13 protein-coding genes and 1 riboswitch are annotated in these 17,849 nt (G+C 52.8%); of the genes, 8 read left to right on the top strand and 5 right to left on the bottom strand.

What is annotated here, in order from left to right; translation table 11 throughout:
• The 3 genes from moaB to moaA form a co-directional block, all read right to left on the bottom strand.
• Positions 1 to 495 (bottom strand): molybdenum cofactor biosynthesis protein B (gene moaB, locus B2067_RS13015; RefSeq protein WP_301388711.1); only part of this gene is annotated, 495 nt, incomplete at its 3' end.
• Between the two features lie 3 nt (positions 496 to 498).
• Positions 499 to 1,086, bottom strand: a complete 588-nt coding sequence (gene mobA, locus B2067_RS13010) for a molybdenum cofactor guanylyltransferase (protein WP_068436336.1) — start codon at positions 1,084 to 1,086, stop codon at positions 499 to 501.
• 63 nt (positions 1,087 to 1,149) lie between these two features.
• Complete coding sequence (gene moaA / locus B2067_RS13005; protein ID WP_301377896.1) at positions 1,150 to 2,127, bottom strand: GTP 3',8-cyclase MoaA; 978 nt, start codon at positions 2,125 to 2,127, stop codon at positions 1,150 to 1,152.
• A riboswitch (molybdenum cofactor riboswitch) is annotated at positions 2,117 to 2,279 on the bottom strand. Its footprint overlaps the gene before it by 11 nt.
• Before the next feature lie 251 nt (positions 2,280 to 2,530).
• Here moaA and B2067_RS13000 point away from each other — a divergent pair.
• Positions 2,531 to 2,815 carry a DUF6916 family protein gene (locus B2067_RS13000; RefSeq protein ID WP_301377897.1) on the top strand — a complete coding sequence of 95 codons (285 nt, stop codon included), beginning with the start codon at positions 2,531 to 2,533 and terminating at the stop codon, positions 2,813 to 2,815.
• Between the two features lie 24 nt (positions 2,816 to 2,839).
• Here B2067_RS13000 and B2067_RS12995 read toward each other — a convergent pair whose 3' ends face one another.
• Positions 2,840 to 3,343 carry a GNAT family N-acetyltransferase gene (locus B2067_RS12995; protein ID WP_301377898.1) on the bottom strand — a complete coding sequence of 168 codons (504 nt, stop codon included), beginning with the start codon at positions 3,341 to 3,343 and terminating at the stop codon, positions 2,840 to 2,842.
• Positions 3,344 to 3,426: 83 nt separating this feature from the next.
• On the opposite strand from B2067_RS12995, the gene B2067_RS12990 reads away from it, so the two are divergent.
• The 6 genes from B2067_RS12990 to B2067_RS12965 all read left to right on the top strand — a co-directional run bounded on the left by B2067_RS12990 (position 3,427) and on the right by B2067_RS12965 (position 14,259).
• Positions 3,427 to 3,942 carry a phage tail protein gene (locus B2067_RS12990; protein ID WP_301377899.1) on the top strand — a complete coding sequence of 172 codons (516 nt, stop codon included), beginning with the start codon at positions 3,427 to 3,429 and terminating at the stop codon, positions 3,940 to 3,942.
• A gap of 10 nt (positions 3,943 to 3,952) precedes the next feature.
• Positions 3,953 to 4,483, top strand: coding sequence for a phage tail protein (locus B2067_RS12985; RefSeq protein ID WP_068436346.1), 531 nt, complete (start codon positions 3,953 to 3,955; stop codon positions 4,481 to 4,483).
• Positions 4,484 to 4,497: 14 nt separating this feature from the next.
• Positions 4,498 to 5,037 carry a phage tail protein gene (locus B2067_RS12980; protein ID WP_301377900.1) on the top strand — a complete coding sequence of 180 codons (540 nt, stop codon included), beginning with the start codon at positions 4,498 to 4,500 and terminating at the stop codon, positions 5,035 to 5,037.
• Between the two features lie 111 nt (positions 5,038 to 5,148).
• Positions 5,149 to 6,360: a S8 family peptidase gene (locus B2067_RS12975; protein WP_301377901.1), complete on the top strand. Its 1,212-nt coding sequence runs from the start codon at positions 5,149 to 5,151 to the stop codon at positions 6,358 to 6,360.
• A complete protein-coding gene (locus B2067_RS12970; protein ID WP_301377902.1) occupies positions 6,357 to 7,589 on the top strand; it encodes a TIGR03032 family protein in 1,233 nt (410 codons plus the stop codon). The genes B2067_RS12975 and B2067_RS12970 overlap by 4 nt, the downstream gene beginning before the upstream one ends.
• A 10-nt stretch (positions 7,590 to 7,599) precedes the next feature.
• A complete protein-coding gene (locus tag B2067_RS12965) occupies positions 7,600 to 14,259 on the top strand; it encodes an Ig-like domain-containing protein (RefSeq protein ID WP_301377903.1) in 6,660 nt (2,219 codons plus the stop codon).
• A gap of 2 nt (positions 14,260 to 14,261) precedes the next feature.
• Here the strand turns inward: B2067_RS12965 and B2067_RS12960 are convergent, their stop codons facing one another.
• Positions 14,262 to 15,035, bottom strand: a complete 774-nt coding sequence (locus B2067_RS12960; protein ID WP_301377904.1) for a CLCA_X family protein — start codon at positions 15,033 to 15,035, stop codon at positions 14,262 to 14,264.
• A 280-nt stretch (positions 15,036 to 15,315) separates the two neighbouring features.
• On the opposite strand from B2067_RS12960, the gene B2067_RS12955 reads away from it, so the two are divergent.
• The gene (locus tag B2067_RS12955) at positions 15,316 to 17,823 is read left to right on the top strand and encodes an EAL domain-containing protein (protein WP_301388710.1); all 2,508 of its coding nucleotides are present in this window, start codon (positions 15,316 to 15,318) and stop codon (positions 17,821 to 17,823) included.
• Positions 17,824 to 17,849: the final 26 nt, after the last annotated feature.

The following is a 17,849-nucleotide window of genomic DNA, read 5'->3' as shown; positions in this document are numbered from 1 at the left end:
GAAGTTGCCCGGCTTGTGGCGGCTATCGAGTTGCTGGCAGATGATCTGCTCCCAGGCCTGACGGCAGGCATTCGTTGAGCCTGGTACGCAGAAGATCAGAGTGTCATTGGCCAATCCTGCTGTTGCCCGGCTCTGAATGGTCGAGGTGCCGATGGTTTCGTAGGAAAGCTGGCGGAACAGTTCTCCAAATCCATCGATCTTTTTATCGAAGAGAGGTTCTGCGGCTTCGGGTGTCGAGTCCCGCTCGGTGAAGCCTGTACCTCCAGTGACGATGATGACTTGTGTCCGGTCATCGGCGATCCATGTGGAAAGCGATTCGCGAATTTTATAAATGTTGTCGACAACGATTTTCTTCTCAACAGAGTTGTGTCCTGAACCATTGATTGAATCGACTAAAAAATCACCGCTTGTATCATTTTCTTCTGTTCGTGAATCAGACACTGTGAGTACAGAAATATTAAGACGTATAAAATCATCGTTGAACATTTTTACCATCATTTAATTCCTATAATTATTTAGTATATCGCATGCATCATCCCAGGATTCTGGTGTGTTGCAGCTCTTGAGTTCGATTGTATTTTCTGAAGATATAAAATCGCATTTTATATTTTTCAGAAAAAACCTAATTGAGGGGTTTTGGTCACTCGATAATATATTTTCGGCGACTTTTTTTGCTTGTTCCAGATTGCGAATGATCATTGGGAAAAAGCTCTGGTCAAATGCAGTTGATTGACTACTTTTAAGCAGGCGGGAGAATACACCGCACTTCAGCAGAGGCATGTCGCACGGAACAACGATCAGGGAGTCTGTGTCTGGCTTGCAATGAGCAAAGGCTGAGTGAATGCCTGCAAGAGGCCCTTTTTCAGGGTAGACATCCTCGACACTTTTCAGTCCGCTCAAACCGGCACCACTGACCAAAATATCTTCGATGCCAGCTTCTCTCAGGCAATCGGCGGTAAATGACAGCTGCGAGCGGCCGTCAGGCCGAATCAGCTGCGCTTTGTCGCGTCCCATCCGCTCTGACTTTCCACCTGCAAGGATAACGGCGGTAATCTGCTCGCTGGCTGCAGTTGCTATTTGTTTCATTTGTGGGCCCTCAGCTTAACTGGCAATTCAGCCACCAATTTAACCGCCAACTTAGCCATCAACTTAGCCGCCAATGCCCGCGAAATGCGTTCGCACTCCGGTATCACCATCGTGCAAGGCATGTGTCGCTTTTTTCTCGTTCAGGCTCTCCTGAAGGAATGCGATGACGTCGGTGATTTGCTCGTCCCTGCCGAGCAGGTGACGGAAGTCGTAGCCCTTGTCACCAAAGAGACATAGATGAAGCTGTCCGTTCGCTGACACCCTGAGTCGGTTGCAGCTTGAGCAGAAGTCTTTACTGTAGGGCATGATCAGGCCGATGCGCCCGGCGTAGTCCGGGTGCCAGAACTCCTGCGCGGGGCCATCGGTGAGTTTTCTCAGTACGGACTGCCAGCCAGAATCGAGCAATTGAGCTTTGATGCTGTCACCGCTGATATGGTTCTCTTCGAAGAACTCCTGATTGTCGCTGGTCTGCATCAATTCGATAAAGCGCAGTGACACCGGCGTTGTCCGGATCCAGTTCAGAAAGTGCGGTAGCTGGTCGGCATTGTGGCCGCGCATCAGCACGGCGTTTACTTTGATGTCGTTGAACCCCATCTCATGAGCCATCGCCAGTCCATCGAGCAGATCCTGAAGGCGGTCGTGACCCGTAATGGCTTTGAACTGTCGTGGGTCGAGACTATCGATACTGACATTAAGGCGTGTCAGGCCGGCATCAATCCAGTCAGGCAGGAAGGTCGGTAGCTTCCAGCCATTGGTGGTCAGTGCGATGTCGTCAATGCCGGATACGGCTGCAACTGTGCGGATAATCTCAGGGAGATCGCGGCGCACGGAGGGTTCTCCGCCGGTAATGCGGATCTTTCGGGTGCCCTGGCGGGCGAATGCGGTCACGACGCGACGTATCTCATCCACCGACAACGGGGGCGTGCTATCGCTGCACTGGTAGCCGTCTGGCAAACAGTAATTGCAGCTGAAATTGCACACGTCCGTCACCGACAGGCGCAGATAGTTAAAGCGCCGACCGTGATGGTCCTGCAATGTCATGGGTACACCTTTCCAAGCGCGGGAGGCCCGTCAGTTTCCCAACGAACCCGGCGAACCTGCAGAGCTGAGGCGGATTCCTCAGTCCGGGTCGCGGCCCGTCAACCATATCCATGTGGGATGAAGGTTGCCGGGCTTCGGCGTAAATCTGGGATCAGTGTACGCCTTCCATGCACTACGGACAATTGTTGGCCGGTGCACATGTTCGTTTCACCGAGTGATCCGGCCAGGGTGATATACAAGTGGATATGCTTAGTTCGTATGAGACAGATGTATGCTTGTGGCATGATAAAGCTTTGCATCGTGGTGGATATCGCATCGCAGTGGACAATCGTCATCTGTCGTCCATTGACACTCTCAGTCGTAGTGCGTCTGATACCTGTGTTGTGTTTTACAGGACGTATTTATGGAAGCAATCACATACGACTCAATGGACTCCCTGCTCGGTCAGCAAGTGACTTTATCGGACCATGCTGAAAATTCCGTGCGGCTGACCATCTCAGAGGTTGAGCGTACGGCGCTGGATGGTGATGAGTGGGAGGCGTTTGCAGTCTCGCTTGAGGGGCAGGATGATTTTCGGGTACCGCAGGGGATGTATCGGCTCACGCACGAGGCGATTGGCAGTGGCGAACTCTTTATTACTGCGCACGGCCCGACCGAGTATCAGGCCGTGATCAGCAGGAAGCGTTAGGAATCATCTATGCATGGATGCAGATCAGACAGACATCAATGCGGGCGTTGTCTCCATCAGAACATAGACCTCATTAAAGCGGCTGACCTCCTTGAAGCCCAGGCGCTCATAGAGTTTTTTCGCCGGATTATTCTGCTCAACGTGAATTCTCACCGGCAGGCCTTTCTCATTACCTTCTTCGATTATGTTCTGCAGCAGGTAGCTGCCTGCGCCAGAGTCCTGGTGTTCTGGAAGGATGGCAATATCAACAATGCGGATTTCATCGCTCCAGTAATCAATAAAGAAACGACCGGAAGGTCGGCCATCAATTTCAATAATGCAGAAATGATCGCTGCAGTAATGGCTGTGGTAGTGCTGTGTCTGTGCCGAAAACTGCTGCTGAATAAAAAGTGTTTTTTGTTGTTCGTTAAAGGGCGTCATCGCCAGCTCCGCTTCGCGGGTGGTGCGGTATAACGACTCCATAAACGAATAATCATTGTCGCGTACAGAGCGCAGTGTGATGCGGCTTTCCCAGGCTCGGTTGGTCATTGGTAGTTCCTTGATTACCAGGATCATTCTTAGGAAGAAAGTGTGGGTAAAACCACGAATAAAGTAAACAGAGGGAGATCAGAATGGCAGAACCTTTTTTGAGTGAAATCCGCATGTTCGGATTCGGCTGGCCGCCGCGTGGCTGGGCCGAATGCGATGGCCAGATTTTACCTATTAATCAAAATCAGTCTTTGTATTCATTGCTGGGTACGACTTACGGGGGCGATGGGCGCACGTCATTTGCACTGCCTGACCTCCGTAGCCGGACACCAGTGGGGATGGATGCAAGTTTGCGCCAGGGTCAAGGTGAGGGGATAGAAACCGTGACCCTCACGGGTGCCAATATGCCAGCGCACCGACATCCATTGAATGCGACGACAGAAGGCGGAACGACCAAGTCCTTTGATGGCAATATATTAGCGTCCGCAGTCGATGATGGTTCACCAACGGATTACTATGCAGAGCCTCAGAACCTGGTCTCGTTCGCATCGCAATCGGTGTCTTATATTGGTGGTTCTATGTCGCACAATAACGAACAGCCATCCCTCGTCGTTAATTTCTGCATCGCGATGCAGGGCCTTTTCCCATCGCGTAATTAAGGAGCCAGTTATGTCAGAACCATTTGTTGGCGAGATTCGTATGTTCGCCGGAAATTTCGCTCCGCGTGGCTGGGCTTTCTGTGATGGTCAGCTGCTGGCTGTCAGCCAGAATGATGCGCTGTTTTCATTGATCGGGACGATTTATGGCGGTGATGGCCGCACTACATTCGCTTTACCGGATATGCGCGGTCGCTTGCCTGTGCATCAGGGGCAAGGACCGGGGTTAAGCCCGCGCCGCCTGGGTGCGCGTTACGGCAGTGAGAAGGTGAACCTGACCATCAATCAGATTCCCAGTCACAGTCACGAATATCTGGGGTCGGCCAATATCGCTGATAGCAACAACCCGGCAAGTGATGTTGTAGCGTCTCATAATGATGGTGACCTTCCTTACGTTGAGGTGCCGTCAGTCGACAAAATCAAAAGCCTCAGTAGCGATGCAGTCAGTGCGACGGGTGGCTCACAAGCGCATGAGAATATGATGCCGTCACTGTGCATTAATTACATTATGGCCCTGGTCGGTATTTATCCCTCGCGGCACTGAAAAGGAGTTTTATTATGTCTGAACCATTTATCGGAGAAATCCGTATTTTTGGCTGCAACTTTGCCCCTCGTGGCTGGGCCTTCTGCCAGGGGCAGTTACTACCGATTGCTCAGAATACGGCATTGTTCTCAATTCTGGGTACAACCTATGGTGGTGACGGTCGTACGACACTTGCCTTGCCGGACCTGCAGGGCCGTGCGCCGATGCATCCGGGGCGAGGTCCTGGTCTGACAGCGCGTCGTCTGGGAGAAACAACCGGCGTTAATGAAGTCACGCTCACAGAGGCCGAACTTCCCAACCATAAGCACGTCGTCTACGGGGCTCAGACAGTGGGTACAGAGGCGTCACCATCGAATACCAGAATGATGGCGATAGACAGACCGTCGACTGGCGACAATATCGTGTACCTGAACACCGCATCGACGAAAAATACAGTGATGGCAACCGAGACCATCGGTTCGATGGGGGGGAGCCAGGCGCACGAAAACCGTCAGCCTTTGATGGGCATGAATTTTTGTATCGCGCTGGTGGGGCTCTACCCAAGTCGCAGTTAATCGCCAGAGTTAACGGTAAGGATTAACGGCGAGGCTTAATCGCGATAAGTGATGTGTGTACGAGTGAGGGGCAGGGAGGCCCCTCTTTCAGTTTGATTGGTTTGAGAAATAATGCGTATTTTATTGCTGTTGCTCGTTATATTTTCGTCCCCTGTAATGGGTTGTGAACTGCCATTCCCGAATCTCGGTAAAGTCTGGTGCTTAGTGCCTTCCGCCAATGACTCCCAGACAGGCGTGTACCGGGTCAGTGGCAAAGATTTGCAGGTAAGTTTGTCTGATCGCCTGATTGTTCGGGCAAATGGCTTTACTCGCGAATCCCTGCAGGCGCTTGATTCGCGTATTGAGGCTGTCAGTGAGCTTTACCTCATGGACGACGCCGTCTATTACTCCGTTAATGTCGGCATAAAAGACCGCCTTCCCGGAGTGATCCGTTCGTTGTCTAAGGTTCAGGGCATCAGTCTGGTGCAGCCAGATATCCTGCAACTGCGGGAGAAGCATGTAACAGACGTCCCGGCGCTGACTCCTCCCGCCTATCTCACCCAGCTCGGTATACCTGAGTTGTGGCCGGCGACTCCTCAAGGGCGAGGGGTGCGCGTTGCCGTTATTGATGATGGTTTTGATCTGGAGCATGAGGAGCTCACGCACACTCAGGTGATTTTCAGTTACGACACGACCAGCCGTTCACAGGATGTAAGCCCAGGGGGAGGGGATGACTCGCATGGAACCAGAGTCGCGGGCACGATATTCGCTGCTCATAATGGCGTCGGCATTGACGGAATCGCGCCGCAGGCGAACCTGATAGCTATCCGTCAGCCGGATACCTGGACGAGTCATACGATCCTCAGTTTCTACCTCTCTAAACTGTCTCAAGCTGACATTGTTAACGCTAGTTGGCGCTCCCAATGGTTATTGGAACCCGTCGCTGATATTGTTGAAGACTTGGCGCAAAATGGCCGCAGAGGAAAAGGCTCTGCTGTGGTATTTTCCGCCGGAAACAGTGGTATGGAGTTGACTGGGGGTGACTCGGAATCCCAGCTGCAAGCCGCTGTGGTGATCGGAGCAGATAACGGACAGGGACAAAGGACGAGGTTCAGCAACTATGGACAGTCAGTGGATGCATACGTTTATGGTAAGGCCGCGCCCGCAGTGGTGCCGGGCGGCTATGGACGTTTCAGTGGCACTTCCTTGTCTGCGGCTGTGGTCAGTGGCTATTTTGCTCTTCTTCTCTCACAAGACCCGTCGCTTACCCTTCATCAGTTGGTTGCGCGACTGCAACAACGCTTGTCTCTATATCAGTCCAGTCTGCAGGGGCCAGAATCATGACTGATACGCCCCAAACTCAGGAGCCGCAGGAAGATTCTGCACAGAATGACACTGTGAAGAATGACGCTTTGGAGAGCGCGACTGATTTCTCGTTTACGTATTCGGGAAATATCCCCGCGATCCTTAAGCATCTGAATATCTCTTTGGCGTTTACTTCCTATCAGGCCGGTCGTCTGATGCTGGTTCGTACGGACGGAGAAGACCTGGAAATCAACTTTAAAGAATTTCCCCGACCAATGGGCCTGACGGCAACCGATCAGGGGCTGATACTCGGTACCTTTACTCAGATTATTCAATTCCAGCGAGAAGACGGTCTGCTTGAGCAGATTAAGAAACCCCTGCCGGATATTGCTCAGGACATCACTGCGCCCCGAGCCCATAAAAACGACGAAGAGAAACAGGCCGACGCCGAAAAGCGGCTGGCGAATAAGACCTATGTTGAAAAACTGAAACCGGTCGACGCACGCGTCGATGCTTGTTTTATTACCCGTTCAACTCACTACACCGGCATGATTAACATCCATGACATCGAATGGGGAAACACTGGTTTATGGGCGGTTAATTCAAGTTTTTCATGCCTTTGTACTATCGATCCTTCCTACAGTTTTGTGCCTCAGTGGAAGCCCCCATTTATTGAAACACTGACGCCTGAAGACCGCTGCCACTTAAATGGCATGACGCTCCGCGATGGTGAGCCTGCGTATGTCACCACCTTTTCCCAATACGAAGACCGCAAACAGTGGCGTGACAGCGACAAGCATACGGGCACGCTGATTGACGTAAAGCGCAATGAAGTGGTGGTCAGTGGACTGGCAATGCCTCATTCACCGCGTTGGCACAATGGTCGGGTTTATTTCTGTCATTCGGGGCTGGGTCATCTCAATTGCTATCACCCTGACACGGGTGAAATGGAAGTGATTGCAGAATTGCCGGGCTTTACCCGGGGAATCGATATTTACGGCAGCATTATGTTTGTCGGCTTATCGCGTAAGCGTCAGAGTGATGTGACAAGCCCCGGCCTGGTGACCGAAGACTCCGAGAAAACCTGCTCAGGTATCTGGCTGTTTAACCTCGATACGCACGAAGTGATCGGCACCATTAAATTTCAGGGCAATGTTGATCAGATATACGACATCGCCATCTTATATAACACCAGCTTTCCGGAAGTGATCGAACCTGATCACCCGAGAATGCGGAACCACTTTTCTCACCCAGGCCTCCCAACCTGAAGGATTTATTATGGATAACAATCCCAATAAGAAACGACCAGGAACGTCGGCGCCATTGAAAGCTATCGCGCCTGTGATCGCCATGGCTGTGCCTTTCTCTGCGCCTTTTTCTGCATCAATGGCCAATGCATCTTCGCGCTTAGCCAGTGTCAGCCGCAATGGCCTGAATAAGCGCGCTGTTGTTTCTCAGGTTGAGCAATACCGTCGTCCAGAGGCGGCAGGAGCATTCTCCGCGTTTGGGGGCGTTGCAAATGCACGGGCTGTTTCTCGAACGGTTGATCAGGACGCGCTCGCTTTTCTGGCCAGCAATGATTTGTTATCGGTTGGCGATGAAAGGGTCGGATATGAAAGTGGCGACCTGGATGATCTGACCGGCAGAAAGAATTTTCTTAGCTGCACGAAAAGTGGTGCACCGTATTACTTCCCGGGCGGAACTTTTCCGATTACCACTTCGTTTTTCTGTACCAGTCTCTATAGCGCAAACTGGATTCCTGGCCAGGACGAGCAACCCCCGCATTTCAAAGACGGTATTGGCCAGGAAACTCTGGTCGATATGACGATTCTTCCCGGCAACTCAGATTCTCAGTTGTTTGAAATGGCCGACAAGAACCTCAGCTCGATTTCATTGACCGCCGCGTCCAGTAACCAGGCCGCGGTACGCGATGCCGATATTACGATTACTCGTGACGCGGTCGCGATCGATACTTACACCATAGCGATCAACAATGTAGTGGGCGGTGGTGGCGCGACCATTACCGTAACGGCTACCGATGGTAATGGTAATTCCCGGAGTGACACTTTCTTTATCGACACGGGTGTAGCGCCAGATCCTCTGGAAATGACCGGAGGTGACAGCGCAGTGTCTCTGATGATTCTTGAGGATGCCGGGCTGACCGCACTCAGCGCTGCGGATTTCGCTGCGGCAACCGGTGCGACGGGTACGCTGAGCTGGTCAGCGAGCGGGGCAACAAAAGGCACCGCCAGCGCAACGGGTTCAGTGTCAGCGCCAACGACCGGTGCCTCACCTACGTCGGTCACATACGCACCGAACGCCAATGCCACAGGCAGTGATACCTTTACCGTTACCGTCAATGATGGCTCGGCGACCGACAGTCGTGCTGTGAATGTCACTATTACTCCAGTGAACGATGCACCAACGCTGATTGTTCCGTCGACGCAGCGCGTCAGTGGCACAGGGGGCTCGCAGCGGTCCATTCCGGGGTATGCGACAGCGCAGCCGGGAGGTGGTTCTGATGAAGCTGGCCAGACATTTACCTATTCGGTGGTAGAAACCCTTGATGAAAATAATGTTGTTTCCGGCGTGTCCATTACGTCAACAGGAGAACTGCGCTTCACCCCGGCGGTGGATGCGGAAGGCTACGCTTACTACTCCGTCACGGTGACCGACAGCGGTGGTACCGCCAACGGTGGGGTAGATACCTCGGCACCTATTGTGGTGACGTTGAGCATCGACACTCTGGCTCCGGAACTCACTCTGAACACGCCGGTTGCCTCACCGACCACGGATCACCGTCCGGAAGTCACCTACTCCTCGAACGAAGCCGGTTACCTGTCAGGCGGCGGTTCGTGTGGTGTGGCAGATGCAGGACTGAAAACTCCCGGAACGTACACCGTTCGCCTGACGCAGACCGACAATACTACGCCGCTGGCTGATGGCACCTACAGTGACTGTACACTGATCGTGGAAGACACGAACGGCAATGCCACTACATTGCCGCTGGGTACCTTCGTTGTAACGTCTGACCTGACGCCGCCAACCGTCACTTCAGTCGACGTTCCCACCAACGGGACCTACGGTGTTGGCGATGTACTGAGTTTCACGGTGAACACTGACGAAGCCGTTAACGTCAGCGGCAGTCCGGCAATCAATATGATGATTGGCGGCACTCCGCGCAAAGTTACTTACAGCAGTGGTTCCGGCAGCCAGTCACTGGTGTTCAGTACGACGGTCGCTGTTGGCGATCTGGACACCGATGGTATCGAAGTACTGTCTCTGACCCTGGACGGTGGAACACTGACCGACGCCGCGGGCAATGCGATGGACCTGACACTGAATGGCCGTGGCCCGACCGCGGGCATTCTGGTTGACGGTGTGGCCCCCGTTGTCAGCAGTGTCACTGTACCTGCTGCCGGTACCTATGCCGTGGGGGATGTGCTTGCCTTTACGGTTACTGCATCCGAAGCACTGACCATTTCTGGAGGCACGCCTTCGCTTGAACTGGTCGTTGGCTCTACAGTCCGTCAGGCATCCATGGTAAGTGCTTCCGGCACAGATATGACCTTTACCTATACCGTGACTGCTGGTGACCTGGATAGTGACGGCATTTCCGTAAACAACCTAGTGGCTAACGGTGCGACCCTGCAGGACGCTGCTGGAAATGATCTGGCTCTGGGAGTGGGTGCGGTTGATAGTAGTGGCGTGCTTGTTGATGCTGTTGTGCCCGTAGTGACCTCTGTTGCGGTGCCGGCTGATGGCTTATACAGCGAAGGTGGCACGTTCGACTTTACCGTAAACCTGTCAGAGCCGGTTACGACCACTGGCGCTCGCCCTGTATTGAATCTGAATATTGGTGGGCAGTTACGCGAAGCCGCATTGTTGGATGGTAATGGAACTGCAGCACATGTATTCCGCTACGCCGTACAACCGGGCGATGAAGATTCTGACGGCATCGAAGTGCTGACCATGGATCTGAAAGGCTCAACGGCAGTCGATGCTGCCGGTAACGGTCTGAATACGGCGTTGAATAACGTCGCGACAACAACAGGTATCACGGTCGACGCGGTAGTGCCTGTAATCAGTGTGATCAACACCAGCGCCACAGCAACAATCCCAGCCGGCGGGACGCACGACTTTATTCTGCGCTTCTCCGAAGATGTCACTCTGAATACCACGGGTGGCAGCCCTCGAATTGCTCTCGATGTGGGTGGCGAAATCCGTTATGCAACGGCGCCCACTTCTTTCTCTGGTGTGTTCGCGACCTTTACCTATACCGCTCTGGCTGGCGATGTTGATACCGACGGCATCAGCATGACGGCGATTGAACCGAACGGTGGATATTTTGCAGACGCTGCGGGCAACCGTGTTGACCTGACAAGCTATGTGACCCCGGATACCAGCAATCTGAAAGTGGATGCGATTCCACCGTCAATTTCTGGTCTTGAGGTCACTGCTCCGAACCATGCGAAAGCAGGTGATGAAATTACTGTCACACTGGTAGCAGATAAAGTGATCACGCTGGGGAATGGTGGTATTCCAGCGATCAAATTACAGGTAGGTAGTCGTGAAGTGGATGCTCTGTATCGTACGGGGTCGGGCACTCAGCGATTTGATTTCACCTATACGGTGGTCGACGGGGACAACGACGGTGATGGCTTTGCTATTAACAGTCTGGCCATGAATGCTGCAGTGATTGAAGACAGTGCGGGTAATGCGCTGGATACCACATTGCCTTCTCTGCCTGATACATCGGCCTATAAGGTTGATACCACAGCGCCAGCGTTGCAGTCATTCCGTCGCCACAACCCGGTTGATGAAGTCACCTCCAGTGACTCACTGACCTGGCGCGTGGAATTTAATGAGGCCGTTAGCGGTGTCATGCCGACAAGTTTCTCCGTGTCCGGAACAACCGCGACTGTTGTCACGGCAAAAATTACTGACACGACATATGACGTCACGGTTACCGGGGGCGATTTATCTGCTCTGGATGGCACGGTTGGGCTTAACCTCGCCGCAACGTCGGGGATCACTGACCTGGCGGGCAATGCACTGCCAGCGACTGAGCCCGCGACGGATGAAACCTACACCGTCGATAACACGGCACCTGCGGTGAACATTCAGGCGCCATCAGCAACGTTAACGTCCAGTACCGCGATTACTTATGTGGTCCAGTACACAGACGCTGATAGCATCAGCCTGAGTGCTGACGACATCGCCGTGACATCGACGGGAGATGCCGCTGCGGGCACGATTACCGTGACGGGAAGCGGGCCAATGTCGAGAACCGTGACTCTGAGTGACTTCAGTGGCGACGGTACTCTGGCCATCGATATTGCTGCGGGTACGGCAGAGGACGGAGCAGGTAACGCCAGTGCCGCACCGGCCACGTCAGATGCCTTTACCGTTGATACTACGCGACCTACGGTCAGCATTACCGCACCGACCGCATCGCCTGATCCGTTCGATATTACAGTGACCTTCAGCGAGTCAGTGTCTGATTTTGTTGTGGGGGACATCACGATAGCGGGCGGCAGCCTGAGTGAGTTTGCCGGCTCTGGCACGACTTATACCGCGAAGGTTACCCCGAACGTCGTCGGCTCTCCGGTAAACCTGAGTATCGCTGCGGATGTCGCTGAAGATGCTGCGACCAACGGCAACGAAGCTTCCGCATCCGTGTCGGTAGATACCAATAACGTACCGACGATTGCGATTAGCGGTGATGAGATTGAAGGCCAGACTCTGGCCGCTCAGTTGTCTGACAGCGATGGCGTCAGTGGAGCCGTTACCTACGATTGGGTGTCTGACGGAAACAGCGTTGGCAATGCCGAAACCTACACGCTGCAAGCCAGTGATGTGGGGAACCAGTTGAGCGTTAACGCTGTATATACCGATGACGCAGGTTATGCCGAAAATGTCACCTCTGCACTGACCGGTGTGATTATCAGCATCGAGCAGAACGCCTGGAACAACATCGGCGACAGTGTGGGCTCACCATCGACGCCAGCGTCGTTTGATGACTACGGTAATGTCGGTCTGAGTGGCCCGAGTGATGATGAACTGAACCGCATTATGTCGATTCTGAATCGTGCCGTCAGTCAGCAGGCAGCGGTGACCGACATCGATGAACTCAGCGAACTTGAAGCACTGGTCGATACCATTATGGAAGGTCAGGACGACGACAAAGACGGTCTGCCGAATCTGGTTGAAGACGATGGTCTTAAAGACACCGACCGCGACGGCATTGATGATCGTGACGATGTCGACGCCGATAATGACGGGATCCGCGACAATCTCGAAGTCGATGCCCTTGGCGCCATGGACGACGATGATGCCGACGGCATTGTAAATCTCTTCGACTTTGATCAGGACGGCGATGGCTACCCAGATTCAAGAGACTTCAGCGATGCCAACCTGGATGGTGTGATTGATGAATTCGATACGCTGGAAGAGCTGGTGGATTACTTTGCGGCTGATGCGACAGGTACACCAGTAGCTCCGGGTGCGGTTTCCGGAGCGGCCTCGGTTCTCGCAGCCAGAAATGCCGAAGTGGATACCGACGGCGATGGCCTGATCAATTCTCTTGATATCGATTCCGACAACGACAGTGTGCCGGATGTTATTGAGGCTGGTCTTTCCGATAGCAATGATGATGCCCTGGTCGATGATGGCACTGCCCTTATTGAGGATGCCAATGACCTGCCTGACACAGACAGCGATAGCCGTGCAGACTTCCTGCAACTACTGAGTAACGGTACAGACCCTGATATCAGCCAGTCTGCCGTCTTCACTGCAACCATGGTTGCGGCGCTGGATCAGGACGGTGATGGTCAGCTCGATAGCACTACGGATGTTGATCTCGATGGATTAATGGATGTTGTTGATAACGCGATCGGCGCCTTTGGCTCTGCCAAAGACTTCGATGGCGATGGTATCCCGAATCACCTTGATCCGGATGATGACAACGACAACATCTCAGACATCGAAGAAAACGCTGAGCTGGCGCAATTCTTCACTGGCGAAGATGCCGACGGTGACGGCATTGATGACGGCTTCGATGCCGAAATCAATGGCGTGACCTATGGTACCGACACCAACAACAATGGCGTGCGCGATGATCGTGAACTACCTGACCTCGATGGCGATGGGCTGGTCGACTATCTGGATGACGATGCAGATAACGATGGCATTCACGACAGTGTTGATGACGATATCTCTCTGCCGGTAGATCCGGGACCGGGTAATGGTCAGGCGCCGGGTAACAACGATGCCGATGGTGATGGCGTGGACGATGATGTTGATGCATCGGTGAATTCTGATAACGACGTTGAAGTATCGACAGGCGTTGGTAGTGCTGGTCTGGCCACCCTGTTTGCCCTGGGGTTAGTGCTGGTGGCGGTGCGTCGCAAGCCAATACTGGCGGCAACGCTGCCTTTACTGTTAGCGGCTCAGGCGGTGAAAGCAGAGAATGATAACAACCACTGGAGTATCGGCACTGCGGTTGGTCTGAGTAAATACGATACGAATATCGTTGGCCCTGGCCTTGAGTTAACTGACCGCGAAGGCCTCGGGTTTCAGCTCAACGCCGGTTATCACCTGAACAGCGAGTTGAGCGCGGAAGTTGCTCTTACCGAGCTGGGTGATGCGGGTGTTGGTACTGGCTGGGTCAGTTATCAGAGTCAGGCAATATTCCTCGGTTACCGTCCAGAGGCGATTCAATATTCTGGCTTCCGGCCGCAGGTTAAGGTGGGAGTGAATCGTATGGAATATGAAGGTCACAAAGGCCTGAATATTGATAAAGAATCAGCCACGATGCCGGCATGGAGTCTTGGGGTTGATTACCCTCTGGGGCGCGAAGGATACGTGGAGTTAATGTTTACAGCATTCTCGGAAGAGGTGAACTTTTACAGTGTGGGCTTCCGTCAGCGCTTTTGATATCAACGCGGAGAAAGCGCTTGTCCAAGGGCAGAGAAATAGCGAGCGAAGGCTTGGTTAATTCTCTGCCGCAGGGAGCCAGAAGGGTATAACCCCAGCTCGGCCTCACGTGACTTTTTTGTGCCTTTGACCAGAAAGTTATTCTTGATAGGCGCGTCCTGAACGAAGGCTTCAAACGCTCTGGCAGTCATCTCCTCCGGGCGAGAATAGTAAAGAATACCTGATGCACGGTCAGCCTTGGCTGAGGCGCTGAAAAGATCGCTAGGGGCGTCGCCGGTAGGGTCGAGGATGACTGCCCGGAAGCAAGCAAAAAGGAGATCGTTGAGAGGGTGAGCTACTGGTGTGGCTTTTTGATTGAGCCACTCTGGTGAGGCAAAGCGGCTTGCAGGCAGGTCGGCAAAAGCCTGTTGTGCAATGTAATGGTCGAAGGCATGAAACCATTCATGGGCGATACTCCCCGGCCCGGCATTCTTGGCCAGAGCAAACGCACGTTCCTGAGGGCTGTAGTGCGCTGCTACACCTCGGCGGCCTCCGGTGCCGAAGTGCAGGGCGATAGACCCCCTCAATGAAATCACAGTCTCGGGAACCCCGAGGATGTGCATAAGATCACAGAGTGCATCGTAGAAATGCACTGCAGCTTGCTGTTGTTCACTGGCGGTTACCCAGCGCCCGGTTTTGACGGCGTAGAAGCCGAAGCGTTCACGTACCTCACGGAACGAGATGTATTCGTCCGCAGAACGATGCTGCGGCCCGTTACGTGTAATGGGGTAGATCATGGCTGTGTCAGAGTAGCGTTGACCGAAATGTAATGTAAGTTATACGGTAATTGTACGTTATTTTATTGGCCTTTCTGGACATGTCGTATTCGCGGGCTATAGTTCAGTGGCCAGGGATGTGACGCCTCAGAGGAAGTTGACCCCACCGATTGAAGGGTGGCCAGCAGGGATAGTGCTATAAGGGATGACTAATGTGAACCGTAGAACCGATCATCAGTTGAGACAATCCATCTCGAATCTTGAGAGGCTTTTGTTAAGCACTCAGGGGGCGGATACGATTTTGTCCCGGTGCTTACAGGAGCTGGGACACTTACTCAAGGCTGAGTTTGGTTACGTCTATGAAGTTCAGCCCATGGAAGGCGGAAACGTTCACTGGGACCTCGCCGGCTACGGCAGTCTCGCCCGCGATTTTGAGCTTGAACCGGCCATTGCAACAAGTCGTACCATTCCCCATGCCCTGTTATTTCAGTTTCGCAGTGGACGCTTTATCGCATCTGCAGACGGTCTGCCCGATGGCCACCCGGTATTAAATGGTGATCATCCCATTGAAAACGTTCTATGTATCCCACTGGCGGACGTACGTAACTTATACGGGGTGATTTACCTCTGCAATCTGCCCGAAAACCCAGAAAATCTGGTCGCTGAGCGACTAAGACCGTTCGTCACGGCTGCCTGCTGTTTGTTGAGAATGACTTGGTCGAAGGCATTGAAGCATGGCAGGCCGGAGCCCGTGGCTAAGGCGTCAGAAGTGTCGATGGAGAAGTTGTTCAACTCGCTGTTTGACGGCGTGATTCTTGTCGACGAAAGTGGCGGCATTATTCGCTGTAACCGCGCAGCGTCAGAGATGCTTCAGGTTCCCCGAAATAAGATTATCGGACAACAGATAGAGCAGTTTTTTGATTACTCCATTGTCAGTTTGGTTAACGGCACAGGTCTTTTAAAAGCTAATGCCGATAGCAAGGCAGCTCTGTCAGTTATTCGTGGCGTCACAGTGCGCTCGACTAACGGAGCGAAGAAACTGGCTGACCTGCGGGTGTTTCCATGCGGACTTTTCGGAAATGACTGCCGGGGTATAGTGATCGATGATATTTCAGAGCAAATGCGATCCGCGTCTGAATTTCGAGAGACTCAGCAGCGTTTACGCGCATTGACCACACTTGCGCCGGTCGGAATCCTGCAGCTGAATCGGGCCTGGGAGTGTACCTATGTTAACGATACCTGGTGTGATTTTGTCGGTATGACAGCGGATGAAATGATGGGCGTTGGCTGGGTGAATGCGGTACACCAGCTCGACTGTGACCGGTTTCTGGACAGCGTAAGAAAAGAAGCTGCCGGTCACGGGCGGTACACCGGGGATGTAAGGTTTCAGACGCCCTTGGGCGATGTTCGCTGGGCGTCGGTCAGTGCATGCATGTTGTATGACGAAACAGGTGGCATCGATGGTCTGTTGATGACGCAGAGTGATATTACCGACTACCTGAGAAAAGAGCAGCGACTGCGCGAAATTGCAGAGCATGATCAGTTAACGGGTCTTACAAACCGCACCAGTTTTCACGCTCGCCTGACTTCGGCGCTTAAAGAGTCGGAGCGCTATGGCCCTGTCGCCCTGATGTTTATCGACCTCGACAATTTTAAGCATATCAATGACACCCTTGGGCATGATGCGGGTGATGACCTTCTTATACAGGTTGCCCAGCGCCTGCGGGATCAAATTCGTAAAGTGGACACCATTTCACGTGTGGGTGGCGACGAATTTACTGTGATTCTTACTCACCTGAGTAATCAGGCTGCGGTAAAAATGGTCGCAGAGAAATTGCTTAAAGCCTTGGCTGAGCCCTTTAGTCTGGGTGAGAAAAATGTATACGTGACCTGCAGTATTGGCATTGCGGTTGTTGAGGAAATGACTGACCGGAAGCAATTTCTGAAACAGGCCGACATCGCGTTGTACAAGGCCAAAGAGTCGGGTCGCAATCAGTATCGCTTCTATACGTCAGAACTTAATCGCGATGCTCATATGATGATGAGTTTAAGGCAAAGTGTTAAGGCGAGTGTCGAAGAAGACTTTAATATCGTTTTTCAGCCCTGGTTCAGCGCCCGTAGCGGTACGATAATTGGCATTGAAGCTTTGACCCGCTGGAATACTGATGCCGGTAATAACGTCAGCCCTTCGGTATTTATCAAACAGATTGAAGAATCCGGTTTGATTATTGATTTTTCACGTTGGCTGTTTGGCGAGGTGTTCAGGCAGAGTCAACAGTGGCGAGAGCAGCTTGAGAACGGCCTGAAAGTATCAATAAACCTGTCAGAAAGACAGTTCCTGAATGATGAATTGACCGATGAAATCATACGCCTCGTACGTAAATACAATCTGAATGCCTCCTGGTTTGTCCTTGAAGTGAAAGAGAAAGCCCTATTGGCTGATCCTGACAAAGCAGCTGTCGCATTAGATAGCCTGGCTCGTCAGGGCTTCAGTATTCATCTTGACGACTTTGGTACAGGGTATTCGGCACTGATGCACCTGCAGAAGATGCCGATATGTTGTATCAAAATTGATCAGTCGTGCGTCGCTGACCTGATGTCTCTCGAAAGTAAGCAACGAATTATGCGCGCTGTCCTGAGTCTGGCAGAGTCGCTTGAACTTGGGATTATTGCTGAAGGTGTTGAAGATAAAGACACCAGTGACTGGTTGCTGGATCAAGGCTGTGTACTACAGCAGGGCTTTTTGTTCTCACCACCTGTTGAGCCAGTCGAAATCTCAGGTATTCTAGATGAGCTGCCAGTGAAATAACCCTGATAACTGAACCTCCCGGATGG

It is taken from the genome of Thalassolituus sp. UBA2590, from assembly GCF_002339775.1.
Taxonomy (GTDB): domain Bacteria; phylum Pseudomonadota; class Gammaproteobacteria; order Pseudomonadales; family Oceanobacteraceae; genus Thalassolituus.
Note: the sequence above shows the minus strand (reverse complement) of the source record. Positions and strands in the feature narration are given on the sequence as shown.

What these genes read in the sequence shown, in the direction of transcription:
- B2067_RS12965 (WP_301377903.1), top strand. Translation starts at nt 7,600, where the DNA reads ATGGATAACAATCCCAATAAGAAACGACCAGGAACGTCGGCGCCATTG.
- B2067_RS12970 (WP_301377902.1), top strand. Translation starts at nt 6,357, where the DNA reads ATGACTGATACGCCCCAAACTCAGGAGCCGCAGGAAGATTCTGCACAG.
- moaA (WP_301377896.1), bottom strand. Translation starts at nt 2,127, where the DNA reads ATGACATTGCAGGACCATCACGGTCGGCGCTTTAACTATCTGCGCCTG.
- B2067_RS12990 (WP_301377899.1), top strand. Translation starts at nt 3,427, where the DNA reads ATGGCAGAACCTTTTTTGAGTGAAATCCGCATGTTCGGATTCGGCTGG.
- B2067_RS12995 (WP_301377898.1), bottom strand. Translation starts at nt 3,343, where the DNA reads ATGACCAACCGAGCCTGGGAAAGCCGCATCACACTGCGCTCTGTACGC.
- B2067_RS12985 (WP_068436346.1), top strand. Translation starts at nt 3,953, where the DNA reads ATGTCAGAACCATTTGTTGGCGAGATTCGTATGTTCGCCGGAAATTTC.
- B2067_RS12980 (WP_301377900.1), top strand. Translation starts at nt 4,498, where the DNA reads ATGTCTGAACCATTTATCGGAGAAATCCGTATTTTTGGCTGCAACTTT.
- B2067_RS12960 (WP_301377904.1), bottom strand. Translation starts at nt 15,035, where the DNA reads ATGATCTACCCCATTACACGTAACGGGCCGCAGCATCGTTCTGCGGAC.
- B2067_RS13000 (WP_301377897.1), top strand. Translation starts at nt 2,531, where the DNA reads ATGGAAGCAATCACATACGACTCAATGGACTCCCTGCTCGGTCAGCAA.
- mobA (WP_068436336.1), bottom strand. Translation starts at nt 1,086, where the DNA reads ATGAAACAAATAGCAACTGCAGCCAGCGAGCAGATTACCGCCGTTATC.
- B2067_RS12975 (WP_301377901.1), top strand. Translation starts at nt 5,149, where the DNA reads ATGCGTATTTTATTGCTGTTGCTCGTTATATTTTCGTCCCCTGTAATG.